The organism is Flavobacterium sp. SP2, assembly GCF_057626655.1.
This window is the reverse complement of sequence record NZ_JBVHBT010000005.1, coordinates 57653-79259: the sequence shown is the minus strand read 5'-3', so window position 1 is coordinate 79259 and position 21607 is coordinate 57653. Positions and strand designations below refer to the sequence as shown.

Here is a 21607-nt window from a genome sequence, read left to right as displayed (position 1 = left end):
TGCGTCTTTGCGAAAAACAAATTATAATTATGAAAGATTTTAATATTCAAAACATAACAAGAGAAAATGTTAAACAAATGAGTCCCTATTCTTCTGCAAGGGACGAATTTAAAGACTTTACACACAACATGATTTATCTTGATGCGAATGAAAATCCGTTTCAAAATGGATTAAATCGCTATCCAGATCCACAGCAAAAAAAATTGAAAGCAATTCTTTTCAAACAAAGAAAAATTTCTGAAAATCAAATTTTAATTGGAAACGGAAGCGACGAAGTTCTAGACTTACTTTTCAGAGCTTTTTGCGAACCCAACAAAGACAATATCATTACACTTCCACCAACTTATGGAATGTATGGAGTTTTGGCAAATATAAACGCGATAGAAAATAAGGAAGTAATTTTAACTTCTGATTTTCAACCCAATGTAGATGAAATTCTAAAAGCAGTAAACGAAAATACTCGCATAATTTTCCTGTGCTCACCAAATAATCCATCAGGAAATTCCTTTGATGATGAAGCAATATTGAAAATTTTAAAAAACTTCAACGGACTTGTAGTTTTAGACGAAGCCTACATCGACTTCTCCGAGAACGACAGTTATCTTTCTGATTTAAAATTGTATCCAAATTTGGTTATTATTCAAACACTATCCAAAGCCTATGCCATGGCAGGATTGCGATTGGGAATTTTATATGCTTCACCCGAAATTATATCAGTTTTAAACAAAATCAAACCACCATATAATGTAAATATTGCTTCACAAGAATATGCAGAGAAAAAATTGGAGCAAAGTACGTTGGAAGCACAAGTAAAAAAGATAAAATCAGAACGATCTAAATTGATTGATTCCCTTTCTAAAATTAGTTATGTCGAGAAAATTTATCCAACCGATGCTAATTTTATTTTGATAAAAGTTGACGATGCAGCCAAAAGATACGACCAATTAATCGAAAAAGGAATCGTAATTCGAAATAGAAGTAATCAAGTTTTATGCGAGAATTGCCTTCGTATTACAATTGGTACAAAAGAAGAAAACGAAAAATTAATCATTAGTTTAAGAACAATTTAAAATGGCTCAAAAAATATTATTCATTGATCGCGATGGTACAATTATTCAAGAAACATCAGACGAAACGATTAACAGTTTTGAAAAAGTTACGTTTTATCCAAAATGTCTCAATTATCTATCTAAAATTGCAACTGAATTAAATTTTAAATTAGTGATGATTACCAACCAAGACGGATTGGGAACCGAAATTTTTCCAGAAAATACGTTTTGGCCAGTACACAATTTTATCATGAAAACGTTTGAAAATGAAGGTGTTATTTTTGATAAAGTATTCATCGACAAGACTTTTCCTGCAGAAAATGCCAATACAAGAAAACCAAAAACAGGTCTGTTGACAGAATATTTTTCAGAAGAATTCGATTTGGAAAATTCCTTTGTAATTGGAGATCGATTAACCGATGTTGAACTAGCCAAAAACTTGGGTTCTAAAGCAATATTCATCAACGATAATACCAACTTAGGTGTTTCCGAAATTAGCTCCAAAAGAGAAGAATTGAACGAGTATATTGCAAAAGAAACCAACGATTGGGAAGAAATTTACACCTTTCTAAAGCTAGAAAATCGTAAAGAAACCATTTACAGAAAAACCAATGAAACGGAAATAGGAATCACGTTAGACCTTGATGGAACTGGAAAAAGCAATATAAAAACGGGCTTGCCCTTTTTTGATCACATGCTCGACCAAATTGCGCGTCACGGACAAATGGATTTGGAAATTTCGGTAATTGGCGATTTAGAAGTCGACGAACACCACACCATCGAAGACACTGCAATCGCGCTTGGAGAAGTATTTGCAAAAGCATTGGGAAACAAATTAGGAATCGAACGATACGGATTCACGCTTCCAATGGACGATTGTTTGGCGCAAGTTGCCATCGATTTTGGAGGTCGAAATTGGTTGGTTTGGGAAGCCGATTTTAAACGAGAAAAAATTGGAGAAATGCCAACAGAAATGTTCTACCATTTTTTCAAATCGTTCACCGATGGAGCCAAAGCCAATTTAAATATAAAAGCCGAAGGAACGAACGAACACCACAAAATTGAAGCCATTTTTAAAGCATTTGCAAAAGCAATAAAAGTGGCTGTAAAACGGGATGCAAGCAAAATGATTTTACCCTCAACCAAAGGAATGTTATAATGAAAATTGCAATAATAAATTACGGTGCTGGAAACATTCAGAGCATTCAATTTGCTTTACAAAGGCTGGGTTACGAAGGGATTTTAACCAACAATCCAACCGAAATTTCCGAAGCTGATAAAGTCATTTTTCCTGGAGTTGGAGAAGCAAGTTCGGCCATGAAAAAACTCATCGAAAGTGGTTTAGACCAACTCATTCCAACATTAAAACAACCAGTTTTGGGTATTTGCCTTGGCATGCAACTCATGTGCAACAACTCCGAAGAAGGAGATACCAAAGGTTTAGGAATATTTGATGTAAATGTTATTAAATTTTCAAATCAAGTCAAAGTACCACAAATGGGTTGGAATACCATAGCAAATTTAAAATCAACTATATTTAACGAAATTCCCGACCAAGAATACATGTATTTAGTTCATAGTTTTTACGCTCCAAAATGTGAAGAAACGATTGCTACGACGCATTATGAAACAGAATATTCTTCAGCATTGCAAAAAGATAACTTTTACGGAGTACAATTTCATCCTGAAAAAAGTGGTAAAATGGGAGAACAAATTTTAAGTAATTTTTTAAAACTATAATTTTTTAGATCAAAAGTCAAAAATAGTTTATCAAAAATCAATAATTTAATGAGAATAATTCCAGCAATAGATATAATAGACGGAAAATGCGTCCGACTTTCCAAAGGCGATTACGCAACCAAAAAAATATACAACGAAAATCCGCTTGAAGTTGCTAAAGAATTCGAGGCACACGGAATTCAATTTTTACATTTAGTAGATTTAGATGGAGCAAAATCAAGTAAAATTGTCAATCACAAGATTCTGGAACAAATTGCTACAAAAACTAATCTCAAAATCGATTTTGGTGGCGGATTAAAATCAGATTCCGATTTGAAAATTGCTTTTGAAAGTGGTGCCAATCAAGTTACTGGAGGAAGTATTGCCGTAAAAAATCCAACTGTATTCCAAGAATGGATTTCAAAATATGGATCAGATAAAATCATTCTTGGAGCCGATGCCAATAACGAAAAAGTTGCTATTTCTGGTTGGTTGGAAGAAAGTAGTGAAGAGTTGATTCCGTTTATTGAAAACTACCAAAAAAGCGGAATTCAATACGTAATTTGTACCGATATTGCCAAAGATGGAATGCTTGAAGGACCAAGTTTTGAATTGTATAAAAAAATACTATTGCAAATTCCAAACCTAAAACTAATCGCTTCCGGCGGAATTTCTACCTTTGACGAACTTCCAAAATTAGCCGAAATAGGTTGCGAAGGAACAATTATTGGAAAAGCAATTTATGAAAATCGTATTTCATTGAAACAATTAGAAAATTACATATTAAATAATTAGTAAAAGTGCTTTGCGCCTTTGCGTCTTTGCGAGAAATAAAAAATGTTAACAAAAAGAATCATTCCGTGTTTAGATATAAAAGAGGGTCGAACCGTAAAAGGCATCAACTTTCTTGAGTTAAAAGACGCAGGAAACCCAATAGAATTAGCCAAAAAATATTCAGATGAAGGCGCCGATGAGCTAGTATTTCTAGACATTTCGGCAACAGAAGAAGGTCGAAAAACGTTAGTAGAATTGGTTAGAAATGTGGCACAAACTATTAATATACCTTTTACAGTTGGTGGTGGAATTTCGTCAATTTCAGATGTTGAAATACTTTTAAAAAATGGTGCTGATAAAGTTTCGATAAATTCAGCAGCCGTAAAAAATCCGCAATTAATAAACGATTTGTCCAAAGAATTTGGAAGCCAATGTGTCGTTGTTGCCATTGATGCCAAGCAAGTTGATGGTTTTTGGAAAGTACATTTGGTAGGAGGAAAGGTAGCAACCGAATTGGATTTATTTGATTGGGCAAAAGAAGTAGCAACTCGTGGCGCAGGCGAAATTCTGTTCACTTCAATGAACAATGACGGAACTAAAAACGGATTTGCTAATGAAGCCTTAGCACGACTTTCAGCTAGTGTAAACATTCCAATTATCGCTTCTGGTGGTGCAGGAACAATGCAGCATTTTGAAGATAGTTTCAATATTGGAAATGCCGATGCAGCTTTGGCAGCAAGTGTTTTCCATTACAATGAAATTCAAATTCCTGAACTAAAACAGTATTTAAAAAGCAAATATATAGCAATTAGAATCTAAAATATATGAAACCAAACTTCAATAAAACTCCTGACAATTTACTTCCCGCAATAATTCAAGATAGCGAAACCAAAAATGTATTAATGTTGGGTTATATGAATGAAGAAGCCTATTTAAAAACTTTGGAAACCAACAAAGTAACTTTTTTTAGTCGCACTAAGAATCGTCTTTGGACTAAAGGTGAAGAAAGTGGTAACTTTTTAGAACTTCAAACAATAAAATTAGATTGCGATTCGGATACTTTTTTAATTCAAGTAAAGCCTTTTGGTCCAACTTGTCACAACGGAACTGGAACTTGTTGGGCAGAAGAGAACTGGGATAATTATGGTTTTCTATCTAAATTAGAAACTACAATTACCGATAGAAAAAACAATCTATCAGACGAAAGTTATGTAGCCTCGCTATTTAAAAAAGGGATTAATAAAATAATTCAAAAGGTAGGCGAAGAAGCTGTGGAAGTAGTTATTGAAGCCAAAGATAATGACGATAATTTATTCTTAAATGAAAGTGCTGATTTGCTTTTTCACTACTTAATTTTACTTCAAGCCAAAGGTTTTCAGCTTCATGATGTTGTGAATGTTTTAAAATCAAGACAAAAATAATAGTTTTATTTATCAAATATCTATTGAACTAGAAATGTAAATAAATTATCAATTAAAATCGTCGGTTCGTTTGAATATAAAAAATCAAAAAACTATATTTACTTTTTACAATAGTGTATAGATTTAATGAAAATGACCGAAGATAATCTCATAAATAATAGTTTAATTTCTAAAAAAATAGTTGAGCCACAACTTAACATTATTCTCACCACCGACGAAGATGATGAGCGTCCGGTATATATTGCTGGAAATTTTAACGATTGGAAAACTCAAGACAAAAATTTTGAAATGGAACGCATAGAAAATGGACTGTATCATTTTAAGTTTCCATCAAATTTTGCTTTTTCAGATCAAATATTATACAAATTTACGCGCGGCGATTGGAGCGAAGTTGAAATTGATAAATACGGAAACCGAACCGAAAACAGAATTTCAAAGCGTAAAAACGGTGTAAAAAAAGAACACGTTGAAAAGTGGCGAAAAAACTGGCTACCTTTTAAAAATAATTTTCTTCCGAAAGTAAAATTGATTTCAGAAGAATTTGAAATTCCTCAGCTCAACAAAACCAGACGAGTTTGGGCATTACTTCCTCATGATTACGACAATTCTAGCGAACATTATCCAGTTCTTTACTTGCAAGATGCGCAAAATTTATTCAATGAAAATGCACAATATGGCAATTGGGAAATTGATAAAAAACTTGCGGTTATGGCAGAATATAATATTGGTAAAATCATAATTATCGCTGTCGAACACGCCGAAAAAGAACGCATTAAGGAATACAATGTAGGAAATACAGTTCTTGGAAACGGACAAGGAAAAAAGTACATTCGTTTTTTAACAGAAACATTAAAACCATTTGTAGATGAAAATTTCCGAACTAAATCCGACAGAGAAAATACCGGAATAGGAGGAAGCTCGATGGGCGGATTGGTTAGTATTTTTTCAGGAATAATGTATCCCGAAGTTTTTGGAAAACTCATGATATTTTCGCCATCACTTTGGGTTGTTCCAAAAATTAAACTTTCTTTTTTAGATATGGATGAGCCACAAGATACTCGAATTTACTTGTATGCTGGCGGAGATGAAAGCGAAACCATGATTGACCACGTAAAAAAATTCAAAAAACGATTACTAAATAAAGAAGGTTTTGGAGAAAAAATGAAAATTCGTTTGAGTATCAATATGGAAGGAAAGCACAATGAACGATTTTGGAGTGATGAATTTCCAAAAGCAATTGAATGGCTATTTTTTAGCTCTAAAGAAAATTAAAAGATGATTAAGACAAGTAAAATAGAAGACCTTCACGGATTTAAAGGAACATTATTAATTCCTGTATACGAAACCACTGCTAAAAATATTGTACCCATCGAATTTCATGGTGTTTCGGTATATTCTCAAGTTTTTTACGGAAAAAAAGATACCCAGTATTTAGTCGAAAAATACGATTGTACGCATATTTTTATTGGCCTCGGAAAAGAAACTGATTACAAATCTTTGAAAACTATTTTTAGAAGAGTTGCTTCCAAAAATAAAGAATCATTTGGTGTACATACTGTTTTAGTTATTCCAAATGAATTCAATAAAAATCAGGTTGAAGCATCTGTATCCGGACTTGTTTTAGGAACATATAATCTGGGACATTTCAAGAAAAAAGAAATTCATCCATTCAATAAACCCGATTTTGAGTTACAAATTTTCTCTAAAATTGACTTTGAGGATTCAATTTCTAAAGGAATAAAAATTGCAAATGCACAATTAGAAGTCTATAATTTGGTCGATTTGCCTTCCAACACTGCAACGCCAAAATTCTTAGCCGATTGGGCAATCGACGCTGGAAAAAAATTCGGATTTTCAACTGAAGTATTTGATAGAAAAAAATGTCAAGAAATTGGTTTGCACTCTTTTCTGGCAGTTGGTCAAGGAAGTGAACGCGAACCACAATTTATAATTATGGATTACAATCCGTCCAACGCTAAAAAACACATCGGATTGGTTGGAAAAGGAATCACATTTGACACTGGTGGTTTGAATATTAAAGTTGCTGGTATGGTTCACATGAAATGCGACATGGCTGGTGGTGGCGCTGTACTTGGTGCAATGCAACTTATTGCCGATTTAAAATTACCGTATCGTGTTACTGCTATTGTTCCTGCCTGTGAAAATTCGGTTGATGCAAAATCATTCGTACCAAGTGACGTTATTCATAGTTACAGCGGAAGCACTATTGAAATTATTGATACGGATGCCGAAGGACGATTAATTTTAGCCGACGGATTATCGTATTTAATAAAAAATTACAAACCACAAACGATCATCGATATTGCAACTTTAACAGGAAGTTCGGTTGCGACATTAGGTTTTGAATGCGGAGCGTTATTTACAAATAATGATGATTTATCTAAAAAATTGCAGCAATCTGGCGATGAAGTTGGAGAGCGATTATGGCAATTACCACTTTGGGATGCTTACAAAGGCGATATTGAAAGTGAGATTGCCGATGTTAAAAATTATTCAGGAAAACCAGTTGCTGGAGCGATTTCGGCAGCTAAATTTTTAGAATATTTTACCGATAAACATTCTTCGTGGGCACATCTTGACGTTGCTGGAGTAGCATTTGGTGATGATGAATTTGCAAAAACTAAACATGCAACTGCATTTGGAGTACATTTAATTACTAACTTTATTGAAAACTTGTAACTTATGGACACTAAAAATTTTATTTGTATTTCAAATTATTTCAAAGGAAATGATTTTTTAATCAATTTAAAAAAACATGGAAATCGTGTTTATTTAATTACGTCCGAAAAGTTACGCGATAAACCTTGGGCATTTGAATATATTGATGAAATATTTTTCATGCCGGGACAAGATGTCGATTGGAATTTGGACGATTTATTGGCTGGAGTTTCTGATTTAATGCGTCATAAAAAAATTGATGCAATTGTTGCACTCGACGATTTTGATGTAGAAAAAGCAACTTTTTTACGTGAAAATTTAAGAATTGATGGAATGGGACAAACTACTGGAAGGTATTTCAGAGATAAATTGGCCATGAGAATGCGTGCGAAAAGCTGTGGCATTTCTAATCCGCAATTTTGTTCACTTTTCAACGATCATGATATCAATACATTTGCAGATACCGTTGCCGCACCATGGGTTTTAAAACCTCGATCGGAAGCTTCAGCATCTGGAATCATTAAGGTTTATGACAAAGAAAGTTTGTGGATTCATATCAATGAAATGGGAAATAACCGGTTCAAATATTTGTTAGAACAATTTCGTCCTGGAGCAGTTTTTCATTGTGACAGTTTGATATTTGAAGGTAAAATATTATTCAGTTTAACCTCTCAATATTTGGCAACACCAATGGAAATTTCTCAAGGTGGTGGTATTTTTCGTAGTGCCAATGTTGCTTATAATTCTGATGATGATAAAGAAATAAAACGTGTCAACGAGCAAGTTATTAAAGGTTTTGGCTTAAAGCACGGAGCATCACATGCCGAATTTATTAAATGTGAAGAAGACGGTAAAATATATTTTCTAGAAACAGCTTCAAGGGTTGGTGGCGCGCATTTGGCTGAAATGGTTCACGCAGCATCTGATATCAACTTATGGAAAGAATGGGCTGCAATAGAAGATGCGTTGGTAAAAAATGCAAAATATAAATTACCTAAAATCAAAAAAGAATTTGCGGGCATTGTACTTACTTTATCCAAATTCCAACATCCCGATTTGTCAAGTTTTAATGATGCCGAAGTTTGTTTTAGAGTTCCATTAGATTATCACGCTGGATTAATTGTACAAAGTGACAAGCATGCTAGAGTTCGAGAATTACTTGATGTTTATGCAGAACGATTGATTGCAGATTTTGCCACCACAGCACAACAAGAAAAACTTAAAAAATTGCATTAAAAAATATAAAAGATTCACTTTTTAAAAATCAAAGAGTGAATCTTTTTATTTTAACTCAAATATGACTGGAAAATATAATAGGCGGAATTTTCATAATCAAACATTCTGCATATGGAATGAAGTTCATCTTAGTGCGATACAAGATTTGAAAATTAATTACAAAAGTAAATCTGGAAGCGCATACATTTTCAATGATGAAGGCGTTTTTAGAATTTCAAACCATTGGGGAAGAGCATCCAATTGCAGATGGAGATTGATTTCAACTGCGAATTATAAAAATCAAAATACAACAGTCGGATTTGCTAAATGGAGTGATTTTTTACCTAATGATGAAATCTCGAAATTATTTTTTGTGAAAGTAGATTTTCAATCCAATGAAGTAGATTTTTATCATAAAGATGCTGATGAATACGATGGAAAAGCGTTTTTGCGCAATGCCAATAACACTGCAAAGACCATTCAGAATCTTAAAATGATTTTAAATGAAACATCTTGGGCAAAGCATCTCAATTATGTAGATTTGGATATTTTACGAAAAGAGATTTGTGCTGAACTACTATATTCTGACAAATCCTTGGTTGAAATTAAGCGAAGATTTATTTGAAATTTATTGCTCAAATAGCCCAACAGTTCCGCCAACCCAATCTCTATCTTTATTGAATTTAACTCCAATCATTTCGCCACGACTCAATCGTACTAAATTGGTGAGTAGAGTAGGAGTTTCTTCATTTTTTTTCCAAACTGCTAAAATTCTTACTTCAGCTTTTACTTTGCCATCTGGCGACTGAATTACAGGAAGATAATTGACTTTTTTCTGTAAAATATATAAATCTTTTTCTTTAACAGCCTCAATATCTTCACGTTTTACATGAAAAATTACGCCAGTTCCTGAAAATGAAAATAAAGGTTTTAAAACGTAATTTTCTAAATCTTCAGGAATTTCTTTAAGTTCTGATAACAATGTAGTTTCAATAAAATACGTTCCTTTTAAGTAAGGCAGAATGAATTTACTAATTCTGAAAAACCAATTTGGATGTCCAGCCCATTCTACATCATAACTTTTGGAGAAATCAAAATTTAAATCTAAATCAGTTCTCAAATCCAATTCGTCGAAAATTACACGATTGTAAATTCTTTTAATAAGAACGTCAACACCATCACTATTTTTATAAAAAAGTTGATTTCCTTTTTCAAAAATTTCGGTAACGCAAACTATTGGAACACCAAAATCACGATTACAATAATAAAAATCGATTTTTGTATTCTGCTTTTCAGGTTCAATTTCTAATAAAACGACATTTTCTTTAGGATGATTATTGCAAATAGCTTCTTCAACAATTTTCAAATACTCCTCATTAGAAAGTCCGTTAAAAAAAGGAGTTAAATGAGATAGAAAAGGGTAGTGGCTTTTGAATTTTTCTGCCAAATTATATTGAAAATTATACAAAGATGGAAATCCTTGTACTTCAATAAGCTTTGGAATTATTTGGCCATCTTCTTCACATATTCCAAAATCGATACACAAAAAAGTAGTCTGATCGTCTTCGTTTGGAACTTTTCTATTTAATTCTAACGCTTTGTTTGTTAAATCCTTAAAGTTGTTTTCTTTTATAAAAGATATAACCTCATTACAACCTTCAACCAATTGTTGTTTTAATTCTTTTGGAATAAAAAATGGCGTTTCACCAATTCTAAAAGTCACTTTATAATCAAAATCTGAAGTAATATCATCTAAAAAAGCATTGTACTTTTCAACTGTGAAATTTTCATTAAATAGGTTTCTGTATTTAGAATTCATTTGGTTGTAGACATTAGTAAGAAGTCATCTATAAAAAATCAGCGTACTATTTATTCGCTAGTTTGATAGGGCTTTCTTGTGTTTAATTACATCATTAATTGCAATTCTAAGAAAATTTGGAATTAAGGTTTCATTGGTTTTGAAAATTTTATCTTCATCCAACAAATCTTCCAACATGTTTCTAAATTTGGTTCTGCCTTTCATGGCAATAATTTTATCGCGTTTTTCTTTATTTTTTAAATTGGCAATAAAACTAACAGCATCGGCTTCGGGATGAAACTGTGTTCCAACAAAATATTCTGAAAAACGAACCGCCATAATAGCGCGTTCATAATCACCACGATGATTTCGAATTTTTTCTAACGAAATAATTTCAGCACCTTTCTTTTTAAAAACACTCAATTTTGGTTGAACTACTTGATAATCGCGACTGTCAATAGCATAAAACGGATTTTGTAATCCTTCAAATATTGGATCAGTAAGACCTTCTTCTGTTTTATGCATGGTCATCACGCCAAACGAAGTACTTTTTCTTTTGGTAATTTGAGCCAAGCCAAAATGAATACAAGCCATTTGAAAAGAATGACAAATAAAAAGGACATGTTTTTTAAGGTCTTTTTCGTTATTCCATTTGGACAAATTGTCAATGAATTCATAGTATTTTTTGTCCCAAATTCCGTTTCCTTCTAATGGATTTCCTGGTCCACCAGTGGAAATATAAATATCAAATTTTTCTATATTTGGAAGTTCATTTTTACCACGAACGTCAAATATTTGAAACGTAACCATTTGGTTAAACCTATTTATTATGTCAATGATACAGCGCATTCCTTGGTTGGGTTCGCCATCATACATATCTAAAACTGCTATTCTTATTTGATTATTCATAGTCTAAAAATTATATCAATTTCGTTTACAAAGATAACTTTTTTATAACAATCAATTAATATTTCAATTTTGGTTGTAAACAAAGTTATCTACCAAATGTTTATCTAAATTTTAGAAACCTCTTGTAAATTCGCTAGTTATAAAATCGACTACTTTGCTCAAATCATTAGTTTCGTTAAAAACGGCAAGTTGCTTATCTGCTCCAGTACCTTCTCGCATGATCGTATGAATGTAGTTTATTTGTTCTCTACTATCCAATTCATCTACAACATCGTCAATAAACTCTAGTAATTCATGTAGTAATAATTTGGTTTCAACCTCTTTTTGAAGACCAAAATCAATCATATTTCCGTCAATACCATATCGTGCAGCTCTGAATTTGTTTTCTTTAATTAAGGCTAATCGATAAATATTAAAACTGGTATTGTGTAAAGTAAGTTTGTATAATTTTGCTACAATTGCCTGAATAACAGCTACAATACACATGGCTTCATCAACTGTTAGACACATGTCGGTAATGCGAAACTCGATGGTATCATAAAACGGATGTAGTCTTAAATCCCACCAAATTTTCTTCGGATTATCAATACAATTTGTCTTAACTAAAGTTTCTAAATAATTGTCATAGGCTTGTACGCTATCAAAATATTCGGGTAAACCAGTTCTTGGAAATTTATCAAAAACTTTAGTTCTAAACGATTTATAACCGGTGTTTCGTCCTTCCCAGAAAGGCGAATTTGTGGAAAGCGCAAAAATGTGAGGTAAAAAATAGGTAGCCTGATTCATCAATTGCAAACCAACTTCACGATTTTCAATACCTACGTGACAATGCATTCCGAAAATTAAATTAGATCGTGCCGCATCTTGCAACTCATTTACAATCATATGATAACGAGGATCATCAGTAATAGGTTGGTCTTGCCAACGTGAAAAAGGATGCGTTCCTGCGCCACCAACAACCAAACCTTGTTTATCGGCAAGTTCCACAATTTTACTTCTTAAAAAAGTAATTTCGCATTTTGCTTCTTTAACGTTTTTACAAATATTGGTACCAACTTCCACCACAGATTGATGCATTTCAGCCTTAACCTGTTCGTTTAAAATTATTTTAGCACCATCAACTATTTTGGACAAATGCGAACGTAAATCGCGCGTTACCGGATCAATAATTTGATATTCTTCTTCGACACCTAGTGTGAATATTGGTAATTTTTTTGACATAATTTTATTTTTCTTTTGAAGCTAAATCCAGCTATCCATTGCAATCTTTTCTTTTTTGAAAATAAAAAAGAAAAGGATTTTCATTACTATCTGGGCTAGGGCAATAGTGTTTAATTTAAAGTTTAGTATTTAAAATTCAACTTTTTAAAAATTAAAAAGATTATCAAATCTTAAAGTTTTAAAACTGAACACTACTTACTGAATACTGACCACTATTTACAAGCATCTTTTATAAAAGTTCCCCAAGTAAGATTCATTTTTCCAGGTTTCTGTTTTTTGGCTGCTGCAATTGCCATTTTGGCTGCATGCTCTACAACCCATTCGAAATTTTCTGCTCCAACAGAAGTTAGTTCAGCATCTGGTGCAGGATTTCCAAAATCTATCGCGTATGGAATTCCATCTCGTACTGCAAATTCTACGGTATTAAAATCATAACCTAGTCCTTTACAAAGTCGTAAAGTATAGTCTTTTATGGTCGCCATTAACTTTTTATCCGTATTTGGATTTTCTACCACATAGCGCAGATGGTGCGGATTTCTCGGTTCATAAGGCATTATTCTTACCTCTTTTCCGCCAAGGCAATATACTCTGTAATAATCTTGAAAAATAATTTCTTCTTGTAACAACATCACCAATTGGCCAGTTTCTTGATGTTTTTCCCAAAATTCTTCTTTATTTTCTAATCGGTATACATTCTTCCAACCGCCACCAGCGTAAGGTTTCATATAGGCTGGAAAACCGATGTAATCGAAAATCCCTTCCCAATCCATAGGAAATTTTAAATTTCGGAATGATTTTGAAGTAGTATCGGTAGGATGTTCGGCTGAAGGCAGAATTACGGTATTTGGCAATGGAACGCCTAAAGTATCTGCTAATGAATTATTAAAAAATTTATCGTCGGCACTCCACCAAAACGGATTGTTTATGACATTAGTTCCTGTTAATGCTGCATTTTTAAGATAAGCACGATAAAATGGAACGTCTTGCGAAATTCTATCAATAATTACAGCATATTCGCCGTCTTTATTTTGCACAACTTTATCTATAGACACGGCTTCGGCAATAATGTCCTTTTCATTTTTAGAATTTACTCTATCAATAAATGCTTGCGGAAAGGTGTCTTCCATTCCAAATAAAATTCCTATTTTTTTCATATTCGATACTATTATTAGTTTGTAATTGTTTTAAAAAAATTTAATTCTAGACAAGTAATGCGGAAACATTTCTTTCCAAACTGGCCAATCGTGTTTTTGATCACTTCTAATATCCAACCAGTGCGGTACATCACGCATAGCAAGAACTTTACTAAGTTTTAAATTAGCATCGAGGCAAATATCCCAGTTGGAAGTGCCAAGGCAAATATCCATTTGCCAAAGATTTGGATCGTTGAGTCCGTGTAGGAAATCTTCTGGTGAATTGAAAAATACGTTATCGTCATGATGACCATCCATGAAACTTTTAATATTGAAAGCGCCACTCATAGAAAACATGTGACTTACATAGCCCGGATGACGAAACGCAAAATTGGCAGCATGATAACCACCAAAACTGCAACCAGCTATGGCAACTTTGCCTGAACTTGTATTGTTTTTTACGCGCTCAACAATTTCATGACAAATAAATTTATCATACCAAACATGGTTTTGAATGCGGTGTACTGGATGTATTTTTTTGTTGTAAAAGCTATCTTTATCGATACTATCTGGACAATAAATTTGAATTAATCCTTGTTCGATGTACCAACGTGCGGATTCAATTAATCCTTGATCTTTATTTTCATGGAAACTTCCCATTGAGGTTGGGAATAGAATTACAGGATAACCTGAATGCCCAAAAACGAGCATTTCAATTTCACGATTTAAATTAGGTGAATACCATTTAAAATATTCTTCTTTCATAAATATAATTACTTTTAACAATTATAATAAAAAAAAGAATGTGAAATATGCAAAAATTTAGTGTAATATAAGTTTTACGATTAAGTATTTAATGATTATGAGATTTTGCCAAATCGTTAATAATACGATACATTTTATTCAGTGTTTTTAAATATCTTCAATGAATTTAAGGTTTAGAAATAATCTGTACCTGACTTTTAAGCCTTTCAATTAGCATGTTCATCATTCGTTTATTCAAATTTGATGAATTTTCAATATAAACAAGGTACTCTTCAATTGTAAAAAGTCCGATTATCATACCTTTTAAAGAATTTCTAAATTTTATATCTCTATGAATTGTATTTTCGATGTAAACCATTTTTTTATCTGGAGTAAAATCAAAGAAAACATTTTTTTGTTTTACGGCATAATTTATAAAAACTTGAATTAGCAAATCGTTTTGCAGCTTTAAAATAGGCCGAAGCGTTTGGTTTTGAAAAGCTTCTTCTTTAGATGATTGCGATGTTACAGTTCCGATAGCATCACCACGAAGTGATTGAATAAAGTTTTCTCTAGCTTCCATTTTTTATTTAAAGTTATAAAAAAAACCTCTGTAAAATACAGAGGTTTAATATATTTATTAAGACTAAATTGTTAATTAATTTACTCTAAAAGTTACTCTTCTTACAAGTTTTCTTGCTCCAGTTGATGTTGGATCTACGCTTGTATCTTCTCCGCTAGAAAGCGTTGAAAGTCTAGATGCATCAATACCAGCTTTAACTAAAATATCTTTAACTGATTCAGCTCTTGCTTTACCTAGTTTATTGTTTACTTCATTGGTTCCAATTTCGTCAGCATGACCAATTATTTGTGCGCTTTCAGTTGGATTATTTCTCAAATAAGTAAGCATAAAATCGATACCTTCTGTTGAAACATTTGTTGGTTTAGATTTACCAAAATCAAAATAGGTAGTTACATACCCTTCGTTGATTAATTTCTTAACTACAGCAGTATTATTAGAATCAGTTGCATTTTTAGCAGCAAATGATTTTTCTAAATATTTTTCCAATTCATCTGGAACACCATTTCTATTGATGTCAACCATTTTACCTTTAGTATCAACAGCAACTCCAGCGATAGAATTATTTTCACTATCTAAATAATCTGGAACACCATCTTTATCAGTATCATTCATCAAAGTTTCGATGTCACCAATTCTTTTTTCTAAAGCTTTGATTTCTTCTAAATTCTTTTCATCTAATTCAGCCCAATCTCCGTGCATTTTTTCTTTACCGAAAGAATATGATAATCCTAATGAAGCTGTAATTAATTCACCATTTAAGTTATTACTAAGATCAGAAACTGATCCATCATAAGCTAAATTTTGTCTTAGATTTTTTTGGAATGAAAGGTCAAACATTAATGATACCTTATCAGCAATTCTAAGCTGAGGAGTTATACCAATTACTAAACCACCCAAATATTCGTGAACACCATAATTTACATTTTCAGTTCTAGAGGTCAACTGATCTATTTTAACACCAGCGTGAACTAATAAACCAAAACGACCCATGTATTCGTTTAAATCTAGTACGCGACCCATGTTAGCAACTCCTTGAACAGAAATTCCTATTTGACGCATTTCAAATGGTAAACTTTCGCTATCACTAGAGTTTTTTATTTTAGAATAAGATAATGCTCCTTTTAATCCAAATTTTGGACTGATCATATATCTTGCTCCAAGATCATAACTGTTAGCGTCAATTGTTCCTAAAAAAGAGTTAGGATTACTAGAATAATAACCTGGTGCGAATGGTTTAATTCCTTTTGCATGTCCTACGAAACCTTCAATAGTCCATCTATTGAAACTCTTCTTTGTAATAGTGTCTGTGTTAATTTTGTTTTCTTGTGCAACTAGGGAAGTTAAAGACGACAAGGTTAAACAGATAAGTACGATTTTTTTCATGTTTGTTTATTTTTTTGCAAAAGTACACTTTTAACAATTACTTTCAAGTAAAACTTTTAAAAAAACTCAAGTATATCTTGCTTTTCAAGACAGTAAGCAAACTTTTCATTTGAAATTTTAACATTTATTTCAACCTATATTTTTTATGTACTTTATAAAATTCACAAGTTCAATAATGCATTAAATATACTTTTCTAAATTTGCAATTTATTACTATAATTCATCCATTAAAATATTAGCAATAAACTAATAATCAATACTATATGTGATTTTTTAAGCGATTTAGTTACAATTAAAATAACCTTAAATTGAAATAGTTATAATTTCAAATCCACATCAGATTAGTATTGATTTAATTTGTCTAAAAGAGTTTGTTAAACTGCATTATATTAACGAGCAAATTCTTAATTTAGCCTTTGTTAAAAAATACTTAAATAGATGAGATTTCATACAAGAAAATGGGTAAAACCTCAAGACTTAAACCCAAACAGCACTTTATTTGGCGGACGTTTACTAGAATGGATTGATGAAGAATTGGCTTTATATTCGATTATTCAGCTAGAAAATCCAAGAATTGTGACTAAGCATATGTCTGAAATAAATTTTAGAAGTTCAGCCAAGCAAGGTGATATTGTAGAGATTGGTATTGATGTTGTAAAATTTGGAAATTCATCAATCACATTAACTTGTCAAGTCAGAAATATGATGACTAAAGAAATTATTATCTCCATTGATACGATTACCATGGTAAGCCTAGGAGAAGACGGCAAACCTAGTGCTCATGGAAAAACAACTATTGAGTATGTTGAAGACCGACTTAAACGTTAATTGGGTATAAAATCACCTTTTTCAGAAGGTAATTCAAATATTTCAAGATCAAAGTACTCAATTGCTGCAATAATATGATCAAAAATATCCGACATGATGTATTCGTATTCTACAAAGCGTTGTTCGTGTGTAAAAGTGTAAATTTCTAACGGAATTCCTTGTGCAGTTGGTTGTAGCTGTCTGCAGAGCAAAATCATATCTTTATTTAAATCGGGATAATTCTCCAGGTAAAACGTTATATATTTTCTAAACAATCCAAAATTGGTCATATTTCTACCATTTATAGAAATAGATTTATCAATATTGTGCTTTTTATTGTATAAATCAATTTCAACTTGTCGCAGTTCAATATAGGCAGAAATCAGTTGAATTTGTTTTAGTTTTTCTAAATCTTGTTGGGTTAAAAAACGAATACTTTTAACTTTGATTAGCAAATGCCTTTTAATTCGTCTTCCTTTAGAATCCAACATACCACGCCAATTTCTAAAAGAATCCGAAATCAAACTGTAAGTAGGAATTGTAGTGGTTGTATTATCAAAATTTCGAACTTTTACAGTTGCTAAGTTTATTTCGATTACATCACCATCGGCACCAAATTTGTCAAAAGTTATCCAATCGCCAATACGTACCATATCGTTTAACGAAACCTGAACACTAGCAACAAATCCTAATATTGTATCTCTAAAAATCAATATTATTACCGCAGAAACTGCTCCAAGCGTTCCATATAAAGTAGTTGCTTTGATATCAAAAATTTCAGAAATAATAATGATTACTCCAAAAATCCAAAGCACAATCATAATTACCTGAATATAACTATCTATAGGTTTATCGCTATACTGCGTCTTTTCTTTTAAATAATCACGAATGGCTTTTAAAATACTTCTTACAATCCAAAGTACAAGGAGTATAATATAAATTCCGACTAATTTTCCGAAAATTGTTTCCCAGTACACAAACTTGTCTAAAATTATAGGAACCGATTTATATATAAATAAAAACGGTATGAGGTGCGCAATATATTTGGCCGTTTGGTTGGATACTAACAAATCATCAAATCGGGTTTTGGTTTTTTTTGCAATAATTGCCATTATGGTAACCAGAACTAATCTGAATACCACATAAATACAATAGGCTAAAAAACACAGAATAACACTATTCAATAACAGACTTATATATGATGCCGTAGCGTCGCCAAACGACATTTTGCGCATCAAAGGATAAATCCATCCAAATATTTTCTCAATCAATTTAAGCATTTTTTAAGTATTTTCTCTCGATGTAAAAAGTACCGAAAGGCACTAGCGAACCTAAAATAATAAGCGCTAAATCTTTAAAATTCCAATTTTGTTTAGAATAATTTACAAATGCTAAATATAAATAGGCAATAAATAAAACGCCATGAGCCATTCCGATTGGAAACAACAAGGTTTTATACAAGTCCAAATTATTAGGCTTTATGAACAACATATTGGCAAGCAAAACTAAAAAAGAGATTCCTTCTAAAACAGCAACAATTTTAAATATCTTAAGCATCGTAGTAAAATTTATTTGCACAAAAATAAGGATTATGAATCATTTATTAATTAATTTCACACAAACTAATTTACATTTGTAAAACAGACTTGATTTATGAGTAAACGAGATTTAAAAAAATATTTGAGCGATTTAACAAAGCCACAATTGGAAGAACAGTTGGTGGAATTGTATGATAAATTTAAAGAAGTAAAAGTGTACTATGATTTTGTTTTCAATCCGAATGAAAAAAATTTGGTGAAAGATGCAAAACTAAAAATTACAAATGAGTATTTTCCAATTCGCGGAAAAAGACCTAAAATGCGTCGTTCTACGGCTCAAAAATTTATTAAACATTTCATTACTTTGGGTGTTGATGCCTTTATAATTGCAGATGTAATGCTATATAACATTGAAATTGCACAAAGTTATTCGTCTGAAAAAAGAATTTATAATGATACTTTTTACAAAAGCATGCTAAATTCTTTCGAACAAAGTATTTCCTACCTTATTGAAGCAGGCATTTTACTAGATTTTAAAAGTAGAGTAGTGGCTATTAAAGAAGAAAGTATCAGTCAAGACTGGCCAAATAAATATGAGTTCAACGCCATTGTTGAACGATTTGATTATTAGTATTTATTTAAGGTATCATTATATACTGTATCAGCAATAATTGTATCATTTACGATTGTATCATTTACGATTGTATCAGTTATGATTGTATCGTTTAACGTAGTATCAATTATTGTTGTGTCAGAAAATGTAGTATCTATCAAAACTGAATCTAATAGAAAACTATTGCTTTGGTCTTCATTCGCTTTAAAATCATCAGTAGAACAACTGATTATGATTAGCGCAACGATTAAAAGCGAAGTGTAAATTTTGTACATCTATTTTTTTAAATCAAATTTATTTATTTCTCGATTACTACATTTAAACTTTTAGTTAAAGTTAATAATGATTTCAATAAATTTTTATCAATTTTAAAAAACATAGTTCGATAACTGTTTTTTAGACGTACTTTTGCAAAATTGTAAATTTTACTATGTCAGACAAAGAGATATCGACCGTTAAAGAAGAAAAAAAAGAACTTTATAGTTACCAAATTGGTGATATTGATAAGATCTTTGAACGCATCGACAATGCAGCAAGCAACTATCATTTGCTGTATCAGTTGCCAACTGGCGGTGGAAAAACTGTGGTTTTTTCTGAAATTACAAGAAGGTATTTAGAACAATACAACAAAAAAGTGGTTGTTTTAACCCATCGTATTGAGCTTTGTAAGCAAACTTCAAAAATGCTAAAAGGATTTGATGTTAAGAATAAAGTAATCAACAGTACGATTAAAGAATTGCCCGATCAAGACGAATATTCTTGTTTCGTAGCAATGGTAGAAACGCTGAAAAACCGCCTAAACGATGAAAAATTAGAAATTGACAATGTAGGTTTAGTCATCATCGATGAAGCGCATTTCAACTCGTTTAGAAAGTTGTTCAGTTCTTTTGGAAATGCCTTTATTCTAGGAGTAACTGCAACACCTTTAAGCTCTAACATTAAGTTACCAATGTATGAAAATTACAACGAACTTATTGTAGGCGATACGATTCAATCTCTAATTAGCAAAGGCTTTTTAGCAGAAGCTACAACTTATAGTTATGATGTCGGACTTACTTCATTGAAAGTAGGAATCAACGGTGATTATACGGTAAAATCGTCTGACGATTTATATAGCAATATGGTTATGCAAGAAAAATTATTGCATGCCTATACTGAAAAATCATTGGGTAAAAAAACGTTAATTTTCAATAACGGAATCAATACTTCGTTGCATGTTTATGAAACTTTTAGACATGCAAAATTCAATATCCGCCATTTAGACAATACGACGAGTAACGAAGATCGGAAAGAAATTTTGCAATGGTTTAAAAAAACTCCAGATGCAATTTTGACATCGGTGGGAATCTTAACTACAGGTTTTGATGAGCCAACGGTTGAAACCATAATTTTAAATCGTGCCACAAAATCGTTAACACTTTATTTTCAAATGATTGGACGAGGTTCTAGACGCTTGCCAAATAAAGATGCTTTTACAGTTATTGATTTAGGAAACAACGCATTACGGTTTGGATTGTGGAATAATCCGGTAGATTGGCAACACATTTTCAAATCGCCAGAATATTACTTAGAAAGTCTGCGTGAAGATGCCGATATTGAAAGTAATTTTAAATATGTAATGCCAGACGAATTACGTAAAAAATTTGCTAAAACTAAAGATATTACATTTGATGTAAATGAAGAATTTAAATTTACAGTCAAAAACAATTTAAAAGCTAAATCGATAATCGAAAAATCATTAGACCAGCATGCAGCCATGTGTGTTGATAATTCTGAAGATTTATCAGAAGCCAAAAAATTAGCTAAAGAATTAAATGATGATATTGAATATAGAATTCGTCAATATTGTGTTTGCTTAGGAAATGTGACCAAAAATTATCGTTCGTGGCTTATTGAAGATTATACTTTGAAATTGATATTACTTATTGGAAAACTCAATCGTATTAAGGTCATGCAAGAACTATAAATAGCCAAATTATACCTTAAAAATAATGTAATAATTTGAACTATAATTTATATTA

The 21607-nt window shown here is 31.8% G+C and carries 23 protein-coding genes; 13 read left to right on the top strand and 10 right to left on the bottom strand.

The features are described 5' to 3' along the window. Positions 1 to 29: 29 nt before the first annotated feature. The 10 genes from hisC to ACZ098_RS11385 all read left to right on the top strand — a co-directional run bounded on the left by hisC (position 30) and on the right by ACZ098_RS11385 (position 9482). Complete coding sequence (gene hisC, locus ACZ098_RS11430) at positions 30 to 1070, top strand: histidinol-phosphate transaminase (RefSeq protein WP_487311882.1); 1041 nt, start codon at positions 30 to 32, stop codon at positions 1068 to 1070. A gap of 1 nt (position 1071) precedes the next feature. Next, entirely contained in the window at positions 1072 to 2208 is a 1137-nt protein-coding gene (hisB, locus tag ACZ098_RS11425; RefSeq protein WP_487311881.1) for a bifunctional histidinol-phosphatase/imidazoleglycerol-phosphate dehydratase HisB, read from the top strand. Then, on the top strand, positions 2208 to 2789 hold the full coding sequence (gene hisH / locus ACZ098_RS11420) for an imidazole glycerol phosphate synthase subunit HisH (RefSeq protein WP_487311880.1): 582 nt from the start codon (positions 2208 to 2210) through the stop codon (positions 2787 to 2789). Before hisB ends, hisH begins: the two co-directional genes overlap by 1 nt. A gap of 48 nt (positions 2790 to 2837) precedes the next feature. Next, a complete protein-coding gene (gene hisA / locus ACZ098_RS11415; protein WP_487311879.1) occupies positions 2838 to 3563 on the top strand; it encodes a 1-(5-phosphoribosyl)-5-[(5-phosphoribosylamino)methylideneamino]imidazole-4-carboxamide isomerase in 726 nt (241 codons plus the stop codon). A gap of 42 nt (positions 3564 to 3605) precedes the next feature. Further along, positions 3606 to 4361, top strand: a complete 756-nt coding sequence (gene hisF / locus ACZ098_RS11410; protein ID WP_487311878.1) for an imidazole glycerol phosphate synthase subunit HisF — start codon at positions 3606 to 3608, stop codon at positions 4359 to 4361. A 5-nt stretch (positions 4362 to 4366) separates the two neighbouring features. Continuing rightward, positions 4367 to 4963 carry a bifunctional phosphoribosyl-AMP cyclohydrolase/phosphoribosyl-ATP diphosphatase HisIE gene (gene hisIE, locus ACZ098_RS11405; RefSeq protein ID WP_487311877.1) on the top strand — a complete coding sequence of 199 codons (597 nt, stop codon included), beginning with the start codon at positions 4367 to 4369 and terminating at the stop codon, positions 4961 to 4963. A 132-nt stretch (positions 4964 to 5095) separates the two neighbouring features. Further along, positions 5096 to 6235, top strand: a complete 1140-nt coding sequence (locus ACZ098_RS11400; RefSeq protein WP_487311876.1) for an alpha/beta hydrolase — start codon at positions 5096 to 5098, stop codon at positions 6233 to 6235. 3 nt (positions 6236 to 6238) lie between these two features. Then, positions 6239 to 7663, top strand: a complete 1425-nt coding sequence (locus tag ACZ098_RS11395; protein ID WP_487311875.1) for a leucyl aminopeptidase family protein — start codon at positions 6239 to 6241, stop codon at positions 7661 to 7663. Positions 7664 to 7666: 3 nt separating this feature from the next. Further along, positions 7667 to 8878 carry an ATP-grasp domain-containing protein gene (locus ACZ098_RS11390; protein WP_487311874.1) on the top strand — a complete coding sequence of 404 codons (1212 nt, stop codon included), beginning with the start codon at positions 7667 to 7669 and terminating at the stop codon, positions 8876 to 8878. Positions 8879 to 9023: 145 nt separating this feature from the next. Next, positions 9024 to 9482, top strand: a complete 459-nt coding sequence (locus ACZ098_RS11385) for a hypothetical protein (RefSeq protein WP_487311873.1) — start codon at positions 9024 to 9026, stop codon at positions 9480 to 9482. Positions 9483 to 9485: 3 nt separating this feature from the next. Here the strand turns inward: ACZ098_RS11385 and ACZ098_RS11380 are convergent, their stop codons facing one another. The 7 genes from ACZ098_RS11380 to ACZ098_RS11350 all read right to left on the bottom strand — a co-directional run bounded on the left by ACZ098_RS11380 (position 9486) and on the right by ACZ098_RS11350 (position 16628). Then, entirely contained in the window at positions 9486 to 10676 is a 1191-nt protein-coding gene (locus ACZ098_RS11380; RefSeq protein WP_487311872.1) for a hypothetical protein, read from the bottom strand. A gap of 57 nt (positions 10677 to 10733) precedes the next feature. Beyond that, a complete protein-coding gene (locus ACZ098_RS11375; RefSeq protein ID WP_487311871.1) occupies positions 10734 to 11564 on the bottom strand; it encodes a type 1 glutamine amidotransferase in 831 nt (276 codons plus the stop codon). A 111-nt stretch (positions 11565 to 11675) separates the two neighbouring features. Further along, positions 11676 to 12785 carry a carboxylate-amine ligase gene (locus tag ACZ098_RS11370; RefSeq protein WP_487311870.1) on the bottom strand — a complete coding sequence of 370 codons (1110 nt, stop codon included), beginning with the start codon at positions 12783 to 12785 and terminating at the stop codon, positions 11676 to 11678. A gap of 212 nt (positions 12786 to 12997) precedes the next feature. Beyond that, complete coding sequence (locus ACZ098_RS11365; RefSeq protein WP_487311869.1) at positions 12998 to 13939, bottom strand: ATP-grasp domain-containing protein; 942 nt, start codon at positions 13937 to 13939, stop codon at positions 12998 to 13000. Positions 13940 to 13969: 30 nt separating this feature from the next. Continuing rightward, positions 13970 to 14683: an esterase family protein gene (locus ACZ098_RS11360; RefSeq protein WP_487311868.1), complete on the bottom strand. Its 714-nt coding sequence runs from the start codon at positions 14681 to 14683 to the stop codon at positions 13970 to 13972. A gap of 166 nt (positions 14684 to 14849) precedes the next feature. Beyond that, positions 14850 to 15245 (bottom strand): glyoxalase, encoded by a 396-nt coding sequence (locus tag ACZ098_RS11355; protein WP_487311867.1) that lies wholly within the window; start codon positions 15243 to 15245, stop codon positions 14850 to 14852. Positions 15246 to 15320: 75 nt separating this feature from the next. Next, entirely contained in the window at positions 15321 to 16628 is a 1308-nt protein-coding gene (locus tag ACZ098_RS11350; RefSeq protein ID WP_487311866.1) for an OmpA family protein, read from the bottom strand. Between the two features lie 438 nt (positions 16629 to 17066). On the opposite strand from ACZ098_RS11350, the gene ACZ098_RS11345 reads away from it, so the two are divergent. Beyond that, positions 17067 to 17456, top strand: a complete 390-nt coding sequence (locus tag ACZ098_RS11345) for an acyl-CoA thioesterase (RefSeq protein ID WP_487311865.1) — start codon at positions 17067 to 17069, stop codon at positions 17454 to 17456. Here the strand turns inward: ACZ098_RS11345 and ACZ098_RS11340 are convergent. Beyond that, entirely contained in the window at positions 17453 to 18715 is a 1263-nt protein-coding gene (locus tag ACZ098_RS11340) for a mechanosensitive ion channel family protein (protein ID WP_487311864.1), read from the bottom strand. The genes ACZ098_RS11345 and ACZ098_RS11340 overlap by 4 nt on opposite strands. After that, positions 18708 to 18992, bottom strand: coding sequence for a DUF3817 domain-containing protein (locus tag ACZ098_RS11335; protein WP_487311863.1), 285 nt, complete (start codon positions 18990 to 18992; stop codon positions 18708 to 18710). Before ACZ098_RS11335 ends, ACZ098_RS11340 begins: the two co-directional genes overlap by 8 nt. Before the next feature lie 96 nt (positions 18993 to 19088). On the opposite strand from ACZ098_RS11335, the gene ACZ098_RS11330 reads away from it, so the two are divergent. Beyond that, positions 19089 to 19604 carry a DUF6155 family protein gene (locus tag ACZ098_RS11330; protein ID WP_487311862.1) on the top strand — a complete coding sequence of 172 codons (516 nt, stop codon included), beginning with the start codon at positions 19089 to 19091 and terminating at the stop codon, positions 19602 to 19604. On the opposite strand, the gene ACZ098_RS11325 is transcribed toward ACZ098_RS11330, so the two are convergent. Continuing rightward, on the bottom strand, positions 19601 to 19861 hold the full coding sequence (locus tag ACZ098_RS11325; protein WP_487311861.1) for a hypothetical protein: 261 nt from the start codon (positions 19859 to 19861) through the stop codon (positions 19601 to 19603). The genes ACZ098_RS11330 and ACZ098_RS11325 overlap by 4 nt on opposite strands. Positions 19862 to 20016: 155 nt before the next feature. On the opposite strand from ACZ098_RS11325, the gene ACZ098_RS11320 reads away from it, so the two are divergent. Further along, positions 20017 to 21552, top strand: coding sequence for a DEAD/DEAH box helicase (locus ACZ098_RS11320; protein WP_487311860.1), 1536 nt, complete (start codon positions 20017 to 20019; stop codon positions 21550 to 21552). Positions 21553 to 21607: the final 55 nt, after the last annotated feature.